Genomic DNA, 18408 nt, shown 5'->3' on the forward strand with positions numbered 1-18408 from the left:
CGTCGCTTGATCGCCGTGTCACGCGATCAAGCGGGATTGGGCGGGACTGTCAAGGGCGAAGCCGCCGGGGTGCGACCGAGGCTGGACGCCAAGCGAACAAGCCGCACCTCCAGCGCCGCGCGGCGGCCCCGCACCGGGACGAATTGCAGCGGATGATCCCCAAGATCCACCCCGGCGCGCGCCTCGACCTCGCGGCTGACCACCAGTTCGACGTCGTTGTCCTTGGCGATCTGCTCCAGCCGGGACGTGGTGTTGACTGGATCGCCGATCGCGGTGAACGAGCGGGCGCGGCCATAGCCCATCTCGCCCAGAATCACCGTCCCGGAATGAACGCCGATGGCGACGCGGAGCGGGTAGGGCAGGTCGTGTTCCAGGTCGCGGTTGAGTTGGGTGATGCTGTCGGCGATGGCGCGCGCCGCCGCCAAGGCGTCGCCGGCCGCGCGCGCCGGATCGCCGTCGATGCCGAACAGCGCCATCATGCCGTCACCGATGAACTTGTCGATATGACCGTTGTGGGTCTCGACGGCTTGGCCGACCACCTCGAAGTAACGGTTCAGGACGAAAACCACGTCATAAGGCAATCGGGCTTCGGACAAGGTGGTGAAGCCGCGCAGGTCGGCGAATAGGATGACGATCTCTTGCTCCTGGCCCTCCAGATGGGATGATGGCCGGAGCGAGATCTCCGGAGTCGAGGCCGGCGGCATCAGCGGGCGGATACTGACGCTGTGCCTGGGTCTGACTTGGCAGGCGAGCCGGACATCCCTGCCGGCGCCGATCCTGGTCAGCACCCGCTGCTCGGCGGAGGACGGTGGCGGCAACAATTCGCGGCCATGCCCAACGCTGACCCTGCAGGTCGAGCAACGGCCGCGGCCGCCGCAGACCGAGGCGTGGGGGATGCCATAGGCGCGGCTCATCTCCAGGATGCTGGCACCCGGCAGCATCGTCACGGTTGGTCCGTCGACATAGGTCAGGGTTACCGTGCCGAACCTCGATGACAGGAGGCCGCGCACGCCGCGTGCCAGCAAAGTGACGGCGATCAGCGCCGCGAAGGCGTATCGGAAGATCAGGCTGGTGTCATTGACGAAGACGGAGGTGGTCGGCCCCGGCACGCGCGCCGCTTCGAGGATTCTCGCCACGGCCTCGCCGTCCGCCGTCTCCATCAGCAGGATCCGGCCGGAAACCAGGAATCCCAGCAAGGCCAGCGTCGGTATCAGCACGGCCAGGGTGAAGAGACCCGGCGCCACCGCGCGATACCCCGACCTCAACCTGAGCCAGAAGTGCAGGCCCATGCAGCCATGGACCCAGGAGATCACCATGACGATGCTTTGCAGGATGCCGAGATGGGGAGCCAGCCGCCAATAGGTCAGCTGGACCGACGTGTAGCTGGGATTGACGCCATACAGCTCCGCGACCGCCCGGGTGCCCAGGACATGCTCGATCAACAGGAACGGGATCGACAGGCCCAGCAGCAGCTGCATGAACTGCCACGCCGGCATCCGCATCACCCTGCGATCGTACAGCGACCAAAGGGCGTGGCCGATATGGACAAGGGCCGCCACCAGCAGGACGATCCAGGCGCCGCCGAACTGCCACGACAGGATGCCGCGCCAACGATCCATCGCCTCGAGCGATACCAGTCCCAGCGAGTGGTTCAACATGTGCGAGAGCACATAGGCGAACAGCACCAGTCCCGATATCGTCCGGAGTTGCTGGAAGCGCCGGCTTCCGTCGAGTGATGCCATACAGGGACTTCAAAGCTGATCGTTACCGCGGCGCGGAAGTGTACCTAAGGTGGTGCCGGATGCCACCCTGACCAGAGGCGTCATCCGGAACATTGGTATCAAAGCTTTGCTGTCCCGCCTAGCATCTCATCCCATCACGGCCCGCGTGGCGATGAAGAGCACCGAAGGGGCCATCAGGCAGCCGAGGCCGGTGTAGAAGGTCGCGGTCATGGCGCCGTAGGGAACCAGCTTTGGATCGGTGGCGGCCAAGCCGCCGGCGACGCCGCTGGTGGTGCCCATCAATCCGCCGAACACCATGGCCGAGCGCGGATTGTCCAAGCCGATGCTTTTGGCGACGAAAGGCGTTCCAATCATGACCAGGATCGACTTGATCAACCCGGCCGCGATGCTCAACGCCATCACGTCCGAACTCGCCCCCAAGGCGGCGCCGGTCACCGGACCAACGATGTAGGTCACGGCTCCAGCTCCGATCGTCGTCATGCTGACCGCGTCGGAATAGCCGAACGCCAGGGCCACCACGGCGCCGACCACGAAGGAGACGACGATCCCGGCGAACAGCGCGATCACGCCACTGATACCGGCTTTCCTGATCTCGCCGAAGCTGACGCCGAACGCGGTGGCGATGATCGCGAAGTCGCGCAGCATGGCACCTCCCATCAAGCCGATGCCGGCCAGCAGCGGAACGTCGGCGATGCCCTTGGTGCCGCCGGTCATGACGCCACCGGCATAGGCGACGATCAGCCCGATGATGATGGCGATCGCCGATCCGTGCAGGCGTCCACGCGTCAGCTTGGCTGACAGCCAATAGGAGATCCAGATCGTGACACCGACCACCGCGAAGGCGGTGACCAGCCCATTCTTGACGAGGATGTCGCCCAGGGTTTCAAGCATCCCGGTTCACTCCCCGCTCTTGACGGCGAGAGTGCCGTCGTCCGACACCATCTCCCCGCGCGGTTGGCCGATCCGGGTGATCACCGGCACCAGCGCGAAGCTGGCGATAACCGCAAGCGTGCCCGCCAGCACCGCCGCCGGCCCACCCTTCAACGCCGCGACGACGTTCTGCTGGGCCGCCATCGCGACGACGATCGGGATGTAGATGGCGCTCCAGAAGCCGATGCCCTGCTGGGACCACTCGTCCAGCCGGAAATCCTTCTTGAGGCGGTCGCTGGCGAGGATCAGCAACAGCATCGCGATGCCGACGCCGCCGACATTGGCCTTGACCCCAATCGCCATTCCAAGCAGTTCGCCGATTACCATGCCAGCGAGCATGCAGATCGACAGGAGTGCCACTCCGTAGATGACCATTTGAACGTTTCCTCGGTTTTATATTGTTTTGTCGCCACCGTGGTGGCGGTGTTTGAACGCCGCCTTGGTGGCGGTGTCAGCCCGCCTTGGCGCGGGCGTACAGATCCTTGTTCGCATCCCGCAGCAGGTTCTTCTGGACCTTGCCCATCGTGTTGCGGGGCAGTTCCTCGACGAACAGCACGCGTTTCGGCTGCTTGTACTTGGCCAGCCTGCCATCGAGCGCCTTGAGGATCGCCGGTTCGTCGATGGTGGCGTTTGGCTGCCGGACCACCAGGGCCGTGACCCCCTCGCCGAAATCCGCGTGGGGAACGCCGATCACGGCGCTTTCGATCACGCCGGGTAAGGCGTCGATCTCGACCTCGACCTCTTTGGGATAGACGTTGTAGCCGCCGGTGATCACCAGGTCCTTGCCGCGTCCCACGATGTGAACGTAGCCGCGTGGGTCGATCTTGCCCAAGTCGCCGCTGATGAAGAAGCCATCGCCGCGGAACTCGGCCGCCGTCTTTTCCGGCATCCGCCAATATCCCTTGAAGACATTCGGTCCGGAGACTTCGATCATGCCGATCTCGCCGTCGGGCAACGGCTCGCCACTGTCCGGATCTGTGACGCGGATGGTGACCCCGGGCAGCGGCTGACCGACCGTGCCGGCGATGCGGTCTCCGTCATACGGGTTCGACGTGTTCATGTTGGTTTCGGTCATGCCGTACCGCTCCAGGATGCGGTGACCGGTCCGTTCCGCCCAGGCGTCATGGGTCTCGGCCAACAGGGGGGCCGAGCCGGAGACGAAAAGCCGCATGTGGGCCACCGCGGCGCTTGTCAGCCCCTCATGCTGGAGCAGGCGCACGTAGAAGGTGGGTACGCCCATCATCACCGTGGCCCGAGGCATCAGGCGCAGCATCTCGCCAGCGTCGAACCGCGACACGAAGATCAGCGAGGAACCGGCCATCAGCGTCACGTTGGTCGCGACGAACAGGCCATGGGTGTGGAAGATCGGCAGGGCGTGGAGCAGCGCGTCCTCTGCCGTGAAACCCCAGACCTCGGCCAACGTCACCGCGTTGGAGGCGAGGTTGGCGTGGCTGAGCATCGCGCCCTTCGACCGCCCCGTTGTCCCCGAGGTGTAGAGGATCGCCGCCAAGTCATCCGGTCCGCGCTCGACATCCGAGAACTCGGACGGGCAGGCGGTGGCGCCGTCCATCAGCGACCCGGTGCCGTCGGTGCCCAGCGTCTCGATCGCCGCGACACCTTTCGACCGCGCCAGCGGCTCCAGTTCCGCCTTGGCCCCGGGCGAGCAGACGACGACGCGCGGTTCGGCGTCGCCCAGGAAATAGTCCAGCTCGGCCAGGGTATAGGCGGTGTTGAGCGGCAGATACACGGCACCGGCGCGGACACACGCCAGATAGAGCACGATCGCCTCGGCGCTTTTCTCCAACTGCACCGCCACCCGGTCGCCAGGCTGTACGCCGCGCTCGACCAGCAGGTTCGCCATGCGTGACGACAGCGTGAGCGCGTCGCCATAGGTCAGTGTCCTGGAGACACCGCCGCCGACGGCGGGCGTCTCGATGAAGGTCCGGTCGTTGGCCGGCATGCGGTCGCGCATCAGCGCGAACAGATGGTTTGGCATCGGTTTAAACCTTGGTTGACTGATCTTTGGTCTTTATGGCGGCCTTGGAGACCGCCTTTGGGCTGGGAGCGTCGGCGCGAAGCGACTTGCGGACGGCTGATGACGCCACGACCTCGCCCTGGGCGGCGAACCGCTCGTGGTTGGTCTCGATCTCATCGAGCTTGTAGAGGTAATTGACCATCAGCCCATGAGCTTGGCTGAGCCCCCGAGCCGACAGATCGCCCAGGAAATCCAGCCGTTCCAGCCGCGCGCCATTGCCCAGATGGAACTTGGCGACGGGATCGATCGGCTTGCCCGAAGTCGACTTCGCCTTGAGAAGATACGCCGCGGCGGCCGGTATCAACGCCGCCTTGACCTTGTCGCGGGATGCCGGGTCCTCGTGCCAGCCCGGCTTGTCCAGCCCCATCAGCGCTAGCTTGTCCTCCGGTGTCAGGTGGATGGACGCATCATCCGCCCGCTCGCGCGCCAGCCATCCGGCGAAGCCCGGCACGGGCGACAGGGTGACGAAAGTGGAAAGACCGGGTAGCTCGCGCTTCAGGTCCTCGACCACCTGCTTGATCAGGAAATTGCCGAACGAGACCCCGCGCAGTCCTTCCTGGCAATTGGAGATCGAATAGAATACCGCGGTCGTCGCCTCATCCGCCGCGATCGGCTGCCGATCCTCCGCCAACAGGGTGCCGATGGCGGAGGGAATCTCCTTGGACAGGGCGACCTGGACGAAGATCAGCGGCTCGTCCACCAGTTGGGGATGGAAGAAGGCGAAGCAGCGCCGGTCGGTCGGCTCCAGCCGGCGGCGCAGATCGTTCCAATCGCGGATGGTATGGACCGCCTCGTACCGGATGATCTTCTCCAGGATATTCGCCGGCGTCGTCCAGTCGATGCGGCGCAGAACCAGGAAGCCCCGGTTGAACCAGGACGAGAACAGGTGGACGAAGTCGGACTCCAGCGCCGCCATGTCCGGATGGCTCTTGAGATTGCGCGTCAGTTCCTCGCGGATCCTGACCAGCGCCTCAGTCCCACGCGGTGCCAGATTGAGCCGCCGGATGACCTCTTGGCGCCGGGGTTCCGCCGCCTTGTGCAGGTCCAGGATCGTCCGGGCGTCGCCTTTGGCGCGATAGGCCTCTATGGCGCGATCCAGCTTGGCGGTGTCGGGGCCGAACCGCTCCGCCAGCGTCACCAGGAAGGCACGCCGGCCCTCGGCGTCCAGCTTTCGCCAGCCGCACAGGATCTCGTCGGCCAAAGCCACACCGGACGCCTCGCCGCGGCCGCTGAGCAGGGATTCGCATAGGGCGGTCAAGCTGGCGGCGGACGTGGGTCCCTCCGGCGCGCCGCGACCGAGCAGCGAGCGGCCCCGGTCGGCGATGGAGTTCATCAGGTCGCCAAGGAAGGATGTGTTCGTGGTCATGGCTCTGTCCTCACGACTGGGCCTCACAAGGGAGCCCGGGGAGACCCAAGGGGACCTTGTATGCGGCTGGCTTCGATGTGCATTATGAAGCGACATCCTGTGAACAGAGTCAACCAGTCTTGTATACAAAAAATGGATCTATGTGGACATGACCCTGCGAGAGCCGGACGAGACGCGCCTCAAGTTGCGTGACCGTATCGAGAACGAGATCCTGACCGGGGCCATGCCGCCGGGCTTCCGGTTGGACGAGGTGACGCTGGCGACCCGCTTCGGCGTGTCGCGCACCCCCGTGCGGGAAGCCTTGTTCCAGCTGGCGTCCGCCGGGTTGATCGAGATCCGACCCCGGCGCGGTGCCGTGGTGTCGGAGGTTGGGCCGGAGCGGCTGGTGCAGATGTTCGAAGTGATGGCTGGCCTGGAGGGAATGGCCGGGCGCCTCGCCGCGCGCCGCCATAATGGCGATGACCGCGAAGCTCTGACGGAAGCCCACGCGGCCTGCCGGCTCGCGGCCGAAACCGCCGACGCCGACGCCTATTATTACGAGAACGAGCGTTTCCACCACGCGATCTACGCGGCCAGCCACAACGCCTTCCTGATCGAGCAATGCGCGGCATTGCACCGGCGGCTGAAGCCTTACCGGCGCATCCAGCTTCAGGTGATGAACAGGGTCGCCAATTCGCTGGCGGAACACGAGGCGGTGGTGGGCGCCATCCTGGGGACGGACGGAGAGGCCGCCGAACGGCTGCTCCGCGACCACATCATGATCCAGGGCGACCGCTTCTCCGACCTGATGGCGTCGCTGGCCGAGCGGTCGAAGCGACCCTTGGGATGATTTAAGAACGGTGCTGGGAAACGGGCGGGTCGGCCATGCCTCCGACCCGCCCGACGTCTCACACCACCCGGAAGTTCTTGAACTGCCAGGGGTCGGTCGTGTCGACGTCTTCGGGGAACAGGACGCCGCGGTTGTGCAGCGGAGTCCAATCGCTGTAGGAGCCGGTCAGCTTGCCCAGATAGGGGGCCGCGATCTCCAGGACGCGTTCATGGTTCAGTTCCTCCGGCTCGACGATGCCGGCCTTGGGGTTTTCGATCGCCCAGATCACGCCGGCCAGCGCCGCGGCGGTCACTTGCAGGCTGGTCGCGTTGTTGTGCGGGCACAGCTCGCGAGCTTGCTGGATCGACAGCTGCGACCCGAACCAGTAGGCTCCCTTCGCGTGGCCCATCAGCAGCACGCCCAGCTCGTCGATGCCGCCGATGATCTCATCCATCATCAGACGCTTCTCGGGCTGCATCGCCCAGGTCTTGCCGGCGAATTCGTGCAGCGACAGGATCGCGTCGTCGCAGGGATGGTAGGCGTAATGGACGGTCGGCCGGTAGCGCACCGAGGTGCGGTCCCAGACGGTCAGGTAGTCGGCGATCGAGATCGCCTCGCTATGGGTGATCAGGAAACCGTGGAGCGGTCCCTCCTTCGGGGTCCAGGTCCGAACCCGGGTGCCGGCGCCCGGCCGCATCAGGTAGATAGCCGCGTCGCAGCCGAATTCGTGGCGCCGCCCGTCTGGCGGCAAGCCCTTCTCGTGCGTGCCCCAGCCCAGTTCGGCCGGCTGGCATCCCTCGCCGACGAAGCCGTCGATCGACCAGGTGTTGACGAACTCGCCGCGCTTCTTCGGCACGTTGGAAACCTGGGTGTCGCGCTCGGCGACATGGATCGCCTTGACGCCCAGCGTCCGCGCCAGATCGGCCCAGCCGTTGCGGGTGCGCGGCGTCTTGATGTCCAAGCCGGTGTCGGCGGCGATGTTCAGCAGCGCCTGCTTGACGAAATGCGACACCAGCCCCGGGTTGGCGCCATGGGTGATCACGGCGGTCGGACCGTTGGCGTAGCCACCCTTGTGCTGAAGCACCGATTCGCGCAACGCGTAGTTGGAGCGCAGCGACGGGGACAGCGAGGTGTCGGTGTATCCGCCGGCCCAAGGCTCGATGCAGGAGTCGAGGTACAGGGCGCCGCGGGTATGGCAGAACTTGATCAGCGCGAGGCTCGACACGTCCACCGATAGGTTCAGCACGAAATCGCCCTCGCCCACCATGGGGTCGAGCACCGACCGGAAGTTATCCCGGGTCAGCGGGATGCGATGGAATTTGATGCCATACTCCTCCGCCTCCGTCTTTCCCCTGTCCTCGGCGGTCACGACCGAGATCTGCTCGGGCTTCATGTCGATGTGACGCAGCAGGAGAGGCAGGATGCCTTGGCCGATGCTGCCGAAACCGACGATGACGAGGCGGCCGGCGAACTTGACGATGGGAGAGGTCGTGGTCATGGCATGTTCCGAACAAGCTGGAGGTGGCTGACGAATGTCGGGGCCCCGCTGGGTGGATGGGTTGACGAGGAGAGAGTAGAGGAGCGGCGGCCCTTAGGCAGCACGCTCCATGATGTGACCGACCGATTTCGCAGCCGCGTCACTCCAATCGGAGTCACCTTCCGGCTGGACTTCCTGCTCCAGGTAGCCCGGAGTTTCCAGAAGCGGCCGATCGGTCACGTCGACCAGACGGACATTGTCGAAGCCGTTGAACGCGGTGCGCAGGCAGGAGCCATAGGCGCCGAGCTGCCCCAGCTCGATCCAGTCGCCGGCCTTGATGTCGGCGGGCAGCATGAAGGGGCCGACCATGTGATCGGCGCTGTCGCAAGTCGGTCCGTAGAACGAGAACCCGACTTCCTCCACGTCACCCCGGTCATCGCTGGCTTGGCCGTCCGCCTCGGGGCGGATCATCCGCGCCGGGAAGCGGAACGCGGGCACGCCGGCGTCCGACAGGCTGCCATAGACGCCATCGTTGATGAAAAGCTCGTCGCCGCGCCGCTTGATCACCTGGACCACCAGCGAGACGCCGGGCGCCACCAGGGCGCGGCCGGGCTCGCACCACAGTCGCGTGCGGGACGGCAGGCCAAGGTGGGCGAAACCGCGCGCGATGGCGGCCATGAAGTCGTCCAGCGGCGGCGGCGTGACGCCCGGGTAGCTGACCGGGAAACCACCACCGACATCCATCACGTCGATCTCGACGCCAGCGGCCTCGATCACCGTGCCGGCCAGTTCCAGCGCGCGTTCGTAGGCGGCGGGGTCCAGGCTCTGCGATCCGACATGGAAGCAGATGCCGATCCGACGGCTGACGGCGCGGGCGGCGCGCAGGAGCTTGGCGGCCTCGGCCGGGGCGGCGCCGAACTTGCCGGACAGGTCGTAGACGGCCGAACCCTTGGGCAGCGCCAGACGGATGAACAGGCCCAGGTCGTCAGCCTGCTCGGTCTGCTCCATCAGCTTCTCCAACTCCTCGGCGCTGTCGAGCGAGAAGTCCCGCACGCCGTAGTCGAAGTAGGCTTGATGGATGGCGTCCGGCGACTTGACCGGATGCATGTAATGGATCTCGGCATCGGAGAACATCTGACGGACCAGACGGACCTCGCCAGGGGAGGCGGCGTCGAAATGGCGGATGCCACCCTCGTACAGGGCGCGCATCACAGCCGGCTCCGGATTGCACTTGACCGCGTACAGCACGTCGCCGGGAAACGCCGACACGAAACGGGCGGCGGTGGCGCTGAGGACGGCGGGTCGCAGGCAATGGACGGGATCGACCGGGCGCAGGGTCTCGACCAGATTGTCGACGCAGGTGAGCGGGCGGCGGACGGACGGGGTGCCGCGGCGGGCGAGGGTGGTTCCCCGGCGCAGCGGAGAGACGGCGGAACGGAAACGGACGTGAGCCATGACGCATCCTCTCGTGGGCCGCGGACGCGCCGACGGACCCATGAAGACAAAACGAGCCCCAACGGCCTTTAAGCCGCGGGAAGGGACGAATTGGTGGGGATGTGTGACAGATCGGGCGACGCTCCGGCACCGCTAGTAACGCGGTGTGCGGGATCTTTCCAGCGTCGGCGGATCTGCCCGCTACCTTACGGTTCTAAAGCCTTCTGGCCGATAGCAAACATACTTACCTCCCTCTCGGGACCGGCCCACGGATGACCGGTTCTGCCAAAAAGGACGCGGTACGTCGTTACATAACCTCAAAGGGCCAGCGGCACGTGCGGGTGCGTCAACGACTGCTGAGATACTCTCTTCGCGCGGAGATGCAAGGGTATTTTTGTTACGGATCCGTGATTCTGTCCGCGCGGTCAGAATCACGCGCCGTCAAAGCAGGCCGAGCGCCAGGTAATCACCCAAGTGGCGCCAGATGCAGCCGACTTCCCGGAAGCCCACCTGACGCAAGGCGGCAAGATGGAAGTCCATCGTCATCTCCTGCTTGGGCGGCAAGTTGGAGAATCGGCGATGCCGTTCGGCGACGGCGGCGCTCAAGGCCGGTTCCGCCGCGATGGCGTCCCACCAGCCGACCCAGTCGTGGGCGCCATCGGCCCGGGCCGCCGCGCGGTTCGCCTTGATCGCCGTGGCGGTCATCCGCCGCAAGGTCGGCTGCGTCTGGTCGTAAGAGCAGATATCGCCATTGACGAAGACTCCCCCTGGTGCCAGCACGGACGTCAGGTCCTGATAGACCCGCATCAGGTTGGGGGCGCCCAGCCAGTGGAGGGCGGTCGTGCTGACGACGGCGTCGAACCGCCGGCCATCCAGGTAATCGACCCAGTCGGTCCGGCGCATGTCCAGCTCGATCCAGCTCCGGTCGGTGCTGTCCGCGTGCATCGCTCGGGCGAGGGTCAGCAGGAGGGGATCATAGTCCAGTCCGACGATCTCGGCGCCGGGCAGACGTTCCGCCAACCGGTCGCCCAAGCTGCCGGGGCCACAGCCGAGATCCAGGATCACCGGGGCGACCAGTCCGGCCGCCGTCAAGGCGTCCGCGATGATCTCGAACCGAGTCTCGCGGTGGGTGACATAACCCTCCTGCTGGCGATCCCATTCCTTGATCCAGCGGGAGGCCGAATCGGGGGTCAAGTTTCGCGTTCGGGTGGCTGTCAACGCCTGATCCATCCGGGACATCCTGTTCAAAAACCGTACATCTGTTTCCAGGTGGTACGAACGTAATCTCTCTGACCGACGATAAAACCACCAGTGCCACAAAGTCTTCACGAATGCCGGGGCAGCAGGGTGGCAATAGGGTATGCCACTAATGGTGCGGTGCAGCAATCAATTCGAGAGATCAAAAGTATGGGTTCGTTTAAAAACAACGTCTTCGATGACATTCCTGACGTCATGCCGGAGGAGATTCTCCAGGACCTGTTGGTGACGCCGGGAGTTCGTATTGAACGCATCGTCTCGCGCGGCCAGAGTTCGCCCCCCGGTTTTTGGTACGATCAGCCAGAGGGCGAGTGGGTGATCGTGCTGCGCGGCGCCGCCATCCTTGAATTCGAGGGCGAGGCGGAACCCCATCGTCTGCTTTCCGGCGATCACCTGAACATTCCGCCGCGCCGGCGCCACCGCGTGGCTTGGACCGATCCCGACCAACCGACGGTCTGGATCGCGGTGTTCCACGCGGACCGGCGGGCAGACTGACTGGAACGGCGTCAGGCCTTTCTCGGTGCGCCGCCAACCTCTTTCTCCAGGTCCGCGATCCGCTTCGCCATGGCCGTGCGGATGCCAGGAGCGACCGTCGGCTTGAGCGCCGCGAACTGTTCGCGCAACTGCTTGAGCAATTGGACCTTCTGGTCCTTGCTCCGCTTGATCGCGACGTTGTCGGAATGTTGGCCTTCGAAAGCGCGCATGACTGTTCTACCCGATACTGTCTGAGGTCATCGTGACGGACCCGGACCTTATGGTTGGAACAACGTGGAATCAAGAAGTTACGATCGGGTGTTGAGGTGCCGCGTCAAGGGGGATCAAACCGGTGACGCGCGGGTCGTCGGCGATCCTGACATCCTGGCGCACCGGAGTGAAGCCCGCGCGCTGGTACAGGCGCAGGGCCTTGGGATGGTCCAGCGTGCAGGTGTTGACCGTCACCTTCCCGGCACCTCCCTTCCAGGCGGCGTCGATCGCGCAGCCCAGCAGGAAGGGGCCCAGCCTCATGCCGACGAATTCCGGAATCATGCCGAAATAGCTGAGGTCCACTGCGGTTCCCCGGCGCCGGTCAAGCTCGGCGAACCCCGCCGGGACGCCGCCGACATACAGCACGGCGATCTCCACCTTCGGGTCATGGATGATCGCCGTCAGGGCCGCGTCGTCCAGCTTGCGCCGGTCCACCCACAGCCAGGGTTCGCCGACCGTGTTGTAGAGATACCGGTAGAAGGAGACCGTTGGTCGCTCCGCCCGCAGCAGCGCCAGCTTCTCGACCGGCGGGCGCGGTTTCGGAGCGGTCGGCGGGCTGGTCATCTCCAGATAGGTGATGACCACGCGCAGCTTGCCCGGTGGCAGACCCGGCACGACGCGAAGATCGGGAGGGGTCGTCATCGGGTCACCCTTCCAGTTTCAGGCTTCCAGTTTCAGGCTGCCGGTTTGGCGGGGCCCGTCTCGACCGGCAGATCGTCGCGCCGTCCCCACTCGGACCATGAGCCGTCATAGACCGCGACATCCTCCTTGCCCAGCAGGTAAAGGCCCAGCGCCGCGACGCAGGCGGTGATGCCGCTACCGCAACTGGTCACCACGGGGCGCTTCATGTCGATACCCGCCTTTTCCACCAGGGCGGTGAGCTGATCAGCGGATTTGAAGGTCCGGTCGCCTGGGTTCAGCAGGTCGCCGAACGGCAGGTTCAGGCTGCCCGGAATGTGGCCAGCCCTGCGGCCCGGCCAGAAATCGGCCTCGGCGCCGGTGAAGCGGCCAGCCGCCCGCGCGTCGACGATCTGTTCCCGGCCGGCGCCGATCGCGTCCTTGACTTGACCAGCGTCCCGGACCAGGAACGTGTTGAGGCGCGCCGTGAAGTGCCGCTCGCGCGGCATCGGCGGCATGTCCTCCAACGGGCGCCCCTCGGCGATCCACTTCGGCAATCCACCATCGAGCACGGCGACGTCGTGGTGGCCGAACACCCGAAACATCCACCAGACCCGGGCCGCGCTCATCAGGCCATGGGTGTCGTAGACCACGATCCGCACGCCATCGCCCAAACCGAGCTTGCGGACGCGCGAGGTGAACTTTTCCGGCGACGGCAGCATGTGCGGCAGGTCGCTCGACGTGTCCGAGATCTCATCGACATCGAAAAACACGGCGCCGGGAATGTGGCGCTCCTCGTACTCGGCGCGGGCGTCGCGGTCGGAGCCCGGCAGGAAATACGTGGCGTCAACCGCGCGGACATCCGGAGCGCTCAGGTGCTGGGCCAGCCACTCGGTGCTGACGAGCGCGTCGGGTTTTGAATAAGGCATCGTTTCCCCTCGAAAGTTCGGTGCGGCCGTGACCGGCCATCGCCGGTCGTCAGGCCGTGAGCGCCACGACCACGCGCCGGTTCTGCTTGCCCTTGTTCTCTATCTTGGTGACTTCGACCCGGCCGATCTCGCCGGTCCGGGCGACGTGGGTGCCGCCGCAGGGTTGCAGGTCGACGCCGTCGATCTCGACCAGCCGCACCTTTCCCGTACCGGTCGGCGGCCTGACCGACATCGTGCGGACCAGATCCGGATTGGCCTCCAGCTCCGCGTCGTCGATCCAACGCTGACCGACCACGTGATCCGCCTCGATCAGGCGGTTCAACGCCTCCGTCAACGCGTCCTTATCGAGACTGGCCGACGGCACGTTGAAATCGAGACGGCTCTTGTCCGCCCCGATCTGGCCACCCGTGACGGAGCCTGGCACCACCGCGCACAGCAGGTGCAGGCAGGTGTGCATTCGCATATGGGCGAAACGGCGGTCCCAGTCGATCTCCACCTCGACCGAATCGCCAACGGCCGGCGCCGCCGATCCAGGCTCCAGCACGTGGATCGCGGTGTCGAGGCCATCGCCCTTTATGGTGTCGACGATCCGAGTCGCGGTTCCACCGTGGTGGAGCGTGCCCGTGTCGCCGGGTTGTCCACCACCGGTGGGATAGCAGACGGTCCGGTCAAGCGTGACGCCGCGCTCGTCCACGCCCATCACGGTGGCGGCGCATCGGGTGGCGTAGGCGTCCTGGCGGAAGATGGATTCCATTCTCGGATCAAGCCTCAGCTATCGAGCCATGACGGCACGGGCAGGTTCTTCTGCCGAAGGAAAGTGGGATTGAACAGCTTGGACTGATACCGCGTCCCGAAGTCGCAGAGGATGGTGACCACGGTATGACCCGGACCCAGGTCGCGCGCCACCTTCATCGCGGCGGCGACATTGATGCCGCTGGATCCGCCCAGGCAGAGACCTTCGTTCTTCAGCAGGTCGAACAGCAGGGGCAACGCCTCCTCGTCCGTCACCCGATGCCAGTCGTCGATCGGGGCCCCCTCGAGGTTCGCCGTTATGCGGCCCTGGCCGATGCCTTCCGTGATCGAGTTGCCCTCGGCCTTCAATTCGCCATGGGCGTAATGATTGTACAGCGCCGAACCCATGGGATCGGCCAAGGCGATCCGGATGTCGGGGTTCATCTCCTTCAGCGCCATGCCGACGCCGGCGAGCGTGCCGCCGGTGCCGACGGCGCAGGTGAACGCGTCCACCGCGCCACCGGTCTGGCGCCAGATCTCCTGGCCCGTCGTCGCCTTGTGGCCTTCGCGGTTGGCGGTGTTGTCGAACTGGTTGGCCCAGATCACGCCGTTGGGCTCGGTCGCCGCCAGTTCGGCCGCCAGCGTCTCGGAATAGCGGACGTAGTTGCCGGGATCCTTGTAGGGCAGGGCGGGAACCAGGCGGAGGTCCGCGCCCACCAGGCGCAGCATGTCCTTCTTCTCCTGGCTCTGGGTCTCAGGCATGACGATCACGGTGCGATAGCCGAGGGCGTTGCCGACCAACGCCAGACCGATGCCGGTATTGCCGGCCGTCCCCTCGACGATCACTCCGCCAGGGCGCAGCGCGCCGCGCCGTTCGGCGTCGCGGACGATCGCGATGGCGGCCCTGTCCTTGACCGATCCTCCCGGATTGAGGAACTCGGCCTTGCCCAGGATATCGCACCCCGTCGCCCGGGAAGGACCCTCCAGGCGGATCAGGGGCGTTTCGCCGATGCTCCCGATGAAACCGTCGCGCACATCCACCGTGACCACTCTTTCCCAGCGCGTCGCGCTGATGACATACCGGAGTGGTGATAGACTAGCTTTCGCCTCTGTTCGGATCAAGCCGGGCCCGATCGCGGCGCCTTCCTAGCCGCGCCGCAGGCCGTCTCGATTCCGGGCGAGCCAGTTCAACGCGATGATGCTGGCGGCGTTGTCGATCTCGCCCTCGTCGGACCGGCGGATAGCCTCGAGTGCCGAGACGACATGGACCCGGATGTCCTCGTGCTCGTCCTCCAGGCCATGGATGCCACTGGCTTTGGACGAGTCGACGATCCCAAGGAACAGCGTGACGATCTCCGTGCTGCCGCCGATGCTCGCCATGAAGGCCGAGATGCGCCTGAGATCGCCGACGATCTCGCAGCCGGTCTCCTCGAAGGCCTCGCGGCGGGCGACGTCGGCCAACTCCTCGCCGGGCTTGACGACGCCGGCGGGCGTCTCGACGCTCCAAGCCGGCCTTCCCGCCAAATAGGCCGGCAGGCGGAACTGCTCGACCATCACGACCGCGTCGGCGTCCGGATCGTACAGCAGTGCCGCCACCGAGTTGCCGCGCTCGAAGATCTCGCGCGAGACCTCCTCGGTCCAAGCGCCGTCGAACTTCCGATGGCGAAGCCGGTATAGCTCCATCTTGAAGAAGCCGTCGTGCAGGGTTTCCTTGCCGCTGATCTCGATATCCCGCTCGTCATCCATCATGTCGCTCGATCGCATCTGAAAGTGGCATTCGCCGGATCCGGCTACCGTTTTTTTATATCCCATGCCGCCGGTGGGCGCGAGCGCCCCACCGGCCAATCCATTCGCGTCGAGCGACCTACCCGTTTCTCACACCTCCTCGGGGAGCTTGCCGTCGCCGGCGGGTTGTTCCTCCCCGGCGATGACCATCGCCTCGGCGATGGGCTCGGGATCAGCCGGTTTCCCCGGCCGGCGGAGTGACGCGCTCTCGCTGACGGTGCGCAGGAACTCCAGCGCCCGTCGGCGGACCTCGGAATCCTCGATGCTGTAATAGGCGCGCACCAGATCGGTGGTTTCGCGGCTGAGCAGGACGTCCGCGTCGAGCGGCGCATCGCCCAGCGCGCCAGCCCCACCGGGCAGCCGGCCGGACATCACCGCCGCCGTCTCGTCCGGCATGGCATCGAAGAAATAGGCGACCGGCACGTCCAGCACCTTGGACAAGTCGAACAGGCGGCTGGCGCCGACGCGGTTCGCCCCCCGCTCGTATTTTTGGATTTGCTGGAAAGTCAGGCCCAGCGCGTCGCCGAGCTTCTCCTGGCTGATCCCGAGCAGCAATCGCCGGAGGCGCAGCCTCGCTCCCACATGCGCGTCGATCTCGTTGGCGACATTCTTAGGCTTGCGAATCATATCCCATATCCGTGTGCGGCTGCGTATCGGACGCCCGGCGTGAAAACATCCGCGCCTCAGCCAGTCCAACGTGGCTGGCGAAATCGGGTCAGCCCAACCGCCAGCGGGCGCATATTATATCGATATAATCTTAAATACCACTAAAAGGCGAAGCATCCTTCCGGATAGTGCCGCCTGTGCTAGAAGCGCCAAAGGATAGGGCTCAGAAAGTCGGATTCAGCCTCAGATGCCTGTGCCGATCCATCGATCGGACCGACAGGGTCTCAACCCGGCCGCCCCGCTGTACTTCGAGCGGAACGAGTGTGCCGGCATCGCCCAAAGCCCAGATTTTCCGATAGAACTCCGCCAAACTGGTGACCGGCTGGCCCCCGACCGCGAGGACGGCGTCGTCCGGCCGCAAGCCGGCGGCGGCGGCCGGCCCTTCGGGCGTCACCCGCTGGATCACGACGCGACCGCCCGCTTCCCGCGTGGTGACGCCAATCCACGGACGCGGCGCCTCGGCAGATCGCCCCATCGCCAGCAGGTCCCCCAGGATCGGCTTCAAGACATCCACGGGAATGAACATGTTGCCGGGAGCGGCCAGCGGCGGTGCCGCGTCGTGGACGAACAGCGAGCCGATGCCCATCAGCTCCCCCTTGGCGGAAACCAGCGCGGCGCCGCCGAACTCCGCCATGGCCGGCGCTGTGAAGATCGCCTCGTCCAACAGGTATTCCCAGTAGCCGGCGAACTCGCGCTTGCCGACGACCAAGGTGGCGTGAACCCCCTCCAGGCCGCCCTGGGCGACCGCCAGCATGGGATCCCCGACCCGCGCCTCGGCGGAGCGGCCGAGTCGCATCGGCTCCGCCTTGAACCCATAGCGGCCGCGGATCAGCCCGAAGCCGCTGGCGTTGTCATAGGCGACGATCTCGGCGGGGTGGGTCTTGCCGTCGGCCGTCCTGACCTCGACGGCGCTCGCCTCCATGATCAGGTAGCCGATCGTGACGATCAGGCCGCTGCCATCGATGACGACGCCGCTGCCGGAGCGCTCCGTCCCCAGGCTCTCGGCGGAGCGGGCATTGGACGGGACCGTCGCCTTGACACCGACAACCGACCGCGTCATGGCGGCGACATCGGGGGCTCGCGCCTCCTGCGCCCTGGCTGGGCTCGTGATCGTCGAGGCTGATGAGGTGGCCGCGAGCATGCCCCAGACAAGGACATGGCCCAAATGGCGACCCAATTGGCGGTCCAGACCGAATCGTTGAAACATCCCAAGCGCTGATGGCATGTTGCCTCCCACGGCGTTCACGCCCGATCGCGTGACCATACCAATGATCTGTGCCGCGGCGATGCGGGCATCAAGCGCGCTTGAACCGCTTCCATCGGGTATCCGGGAGAAATTTCGGGTTGTCGATCGCCTCGGAGCGGATTGGGCCGGGTGATGTCGTAAGTGCGGAAGGCGGGCGCTGGGAGACCGCCCCGCCAAACTCAGCGCGGTAACGGTACCAGGATCATGGGCCGGGTGTTTTCCGGCAGCGACACGCTGGTCGTGGGCTGGGCGTCGACGCTGTCCCGCCAGGCCGTCACCAGCACGCCTCCGGCGACCGTGGCGATCAGTCCGACGACGATTGTCATGGCCAGGGCGTTGCCGCGAGTCGCTAGCGCCGTTTGTCCAATCGCGATGTGCATGGTCCGCTCCCTGGATACCGCTTGGGCGGAGACGGCATGGACAGGTTTGCCCAGCCGTCCGACTTGAAAGATATCGGCGCGGTCGGCTCGAACGGTCTCGGCCATTCTCGCCCTCGCCGCGACGCAACAAACCAACTTCGAAATACATGATGCACGAAAGCAGGCGAGAGGTGCCACTGCTTTGTCCGTGTTGGCCTCAATAGTTGGGCTGGTGTAGTAAAAATGCGTCAGCAATAACGACCCATTATCCGAGTCTTTA

General features: G+C 65.6%; 19 protein-coding genes. 2 read left to right on the forward strand and 17 right to left on the reverse strand.

Annotated features, from left to right (window positions below; all coding sequences use genetic code 11):
• Nucleotides 1–26: 26 nt before the first annotated feature.
• The 5 genes from N825_RS04740 to N825_RS04760 form a co-directional block, all read right to left on the reverse strand.
• Entirely contained in the window at nt 27–1742 is a 1716-nt protein-coding gene (locus N825_RS04740) for an adenylate/guanylate cyclase domain-containing protein (RefSeq protein ID WP_037447474.1), read from the reverse strand.
• Between the two features lie 126 nt (nt 1743–1868).
• Nucleotides 1869–2633: a malonate transporter subunit MadM gene (gene madM, locus N825_RS04745; protein ID WP_037447477.1), complete on the reverse strand. Its 765-nt coding sequence runs from the start codon at nt 2631–2633 to the stop codon at nt 1869–1871.
• A gap of 6 nt (nt 2634–2639) precedes the next feature.
• Complete coding sequence (gene madL, locus N825_RS04750) at nt 2640–3047, reverse strand: malonate transporter subunit MadL (protein WP_037447479.1); 408 nt, start codon at nt 3045–3047, stop codon at nt 2640–2642.
• Nucleotides 3048–3123: 76 nt separating this feature from the next.
• On the reverse strand, nt 3124–4668 hold the full coding sequence (locus N825_RS04755) for a malonate--CoA ligase (protein ID WP_037447482.1): 1545 nt from the start codon (nt 4666–4668) through the stop codon (nt 3124–3126).
• A 4-nt stretch (nt 4669–4672) separates the two neighbouring features.
• Entirely contained in the window at nt 4673–6073 is a 1401-nt protein-coding gene (locus N825_RS04760; RefSeq protein WP_037447484.1) for a malonyl-CoA decarboxylase, read from the reverse strand.
• Nucleotides 6074–6221: 148 nt separating this feature from the next.
• Here N825_RS04760 and N825_RS04765 point away from each other — a divergent pair, with 148 nt between their 5' ends.
• Entirely contained in the window at nt 6222–6902 is a 681-nt protein-coding gene (locus tag N825_RS04765) for a GntR family transcriptional regulator (RefSeq protein ID WP_051511540.1), read from the forward strand.
• 58 nt (nt 6903–6960) lie between these two features.
• Here N825_RS04765 and N825_RS04770 read toward each other — a convergent pair whose 3' ends face one another.
• The 3 genes from N825_RS04770 to N825_RS04780 all read right to left on the reverse strand — a co-directional run bounded on the left by N825_RS04770 (nt 6961) and on the right by N825_RS04780 (nt 10986).
• Nucleotides 6961–8379, reverse strand: coding sequence for a homospermidine synthase (locus tag N825_RS04770; RefSeq protein ID WP_037447486.1), 1419 nt, complete (start codon nt 8377–8379; stop codon nt 6961–6963).
• Nucleotides 8380–8472: 93 nt separating this feature from the next.
• Entirely contained in the window at nt 8473–9813 is a 1341-nt protein-coding gene (locus N825_RS04775; RefSeq protein WP_063833614.1) for a type III PLP-dependent enzyme, read from the reverse strand.
• A gap of 420 nt (nt 9814–10233) precedes the next feature.
• Nucleotides 10234–10986: a class I SAM-dependent methyltransferase gene (locus tag N825_RS04780; RefSeq protein WP_037447918.1), complete on the reverse strand. Its 753-nt coding sequence runs from the start codon at nt 10984–10986 to the stop codon at nt 10234–10236.
• A gap of 183 nt (nt 10987–11169) precedes the next feature.
• Here N825_RS04780 and N825_RS04785 point away from each other — a divergent pair, with 183 nt between their 5' ends.
• Nucleotides 11170–11544, forward strand: coding sequence for a cupin domain-containing protein (locus tag N825_RS04785; protein ID WP_245613009.1), 375 nt, complete (start codon nt 11170–11172; stop codon nt 11542–11544).
• Nucleotides 11545–11555: 11 nt separating this feature from the next.
• Here N825_RS04785 and N825_RS04790 read toward each other — a convergent pair whose 3' ends face one another.
• From N825_RS04790 to N825_RS39645, 9 genes are all read right to left on the reverse strand, one after another.
• Nucleotides 11556–11753 (reverse strand): hypothetical protein, encoded by a 198-nt coding sequence (locus N825_RS04790; protein ID WP_037447488.1) that lies wholly within the window; start codon nt 11751–11753, stop codon nt 11556–11558.
• A 70-nt stretch (nt 11754–11823) separates the two neighbouring features.
• Complete coding sequence (locus tag N825_RS04795) at nt 11824–12435, reverse strand: GNAT family N-acetyltransferase (protein WP_051511542.1); 612 nt, start codon at nt 12433–12435, stop codon at nt 11824–11826.
• Nucleotides 12436–12467: 32 nt separating this feature from the next.
• A complete protein-coding gene (sseA, locus tag N825_RS04800) occupies nt 12468–13340 on the reverse strand; it encodes a 3-mercaptopyruvate sulfurtransferase (RefSeq protein ID WP_037447492.1) in 873 nt (290 codons plus the stop codon).
• Nucleotides 13341–13389: 49 nt separating this feature from the next.
• On the reverse strand, nt 13390–14094 hold the full coding sequence (locus N825_RS04805; RefSeq protein WP_037447494.1) for an alanyl-tRNA editing protein: 705 nt from the start codon (nt 14092–14094) through the stop codon (nt 13390–13392).
• 14 nt (nt 14095–14108) lie between these two features.
• A complete protein-coding gene (locus tag N825_RS04810; RefSeq protein ID WP_037447921.1) occupies nt 14109–15113 on the reverse strand; it encodes a cysteine synthase A in 1005 nt (334 codons plus the stop codon).
• A 105-nt stretch (nt 15114–15218) separates the two neighbouring features.
• The gene (locus tag N825_RS04815) at nt 15219–15836 is read right to left on the reverse strand and encodes an NUDIX domain-containing protein (RefSeq protein ID WP_037447497.1); all 618 of its coding nucleotides are present in this window, start codon (nt 15834–15836) and stop codon (nt 15219–15221) included.
• Between the two features lie 111 nt (nt 15837–15947).
• Nucleotides 15948–16484: a helix-turn-helix domain-containing protein gene (locus tag N825_RS04820; RefSeq protein WP_063833616.1), complete on the reverse strand. Its 537-nt coding sequence runs from the start codon at nt 16482–16484 to the stop codon at nt 15948–15950.
• Between the two features lie 202 nt (nt 16485–16686).
• On the reverse strand, nt 16687–17748 hold the full coding sequence (locus tag N825_RS37715) for a S1C family serine protease (RefSeq protein WP_198038177.1): 1062 nt from the start codon (nt 17746–17748) through the stop codon (nt 16687–16689).
• Between the two features lie 200 nt (nt 17749–17948).
• Nucleotides 17949–18254, reverse strand: a complete 306-nt coding sequence (locus N825_RS39645; protein ID WP_037447499.1) for a hypothetical protein — start codon at nt 18252–18254, stop codon at nt 17949–17951.
• Between the last annotated feature and the right edge of the window lie 154 nt (nt 18255–18408).

Origin of the sequence: Skermanella stibiiresistens SB22, from assembly GCF_000576635.1 — a bacterium.
Lineage (GTDB): Bacteria > Pseudomonadota > Alphaproteobacteria > Azospirillales > Azospirillaceae > Skermanella > Skermanella stibiiresistens.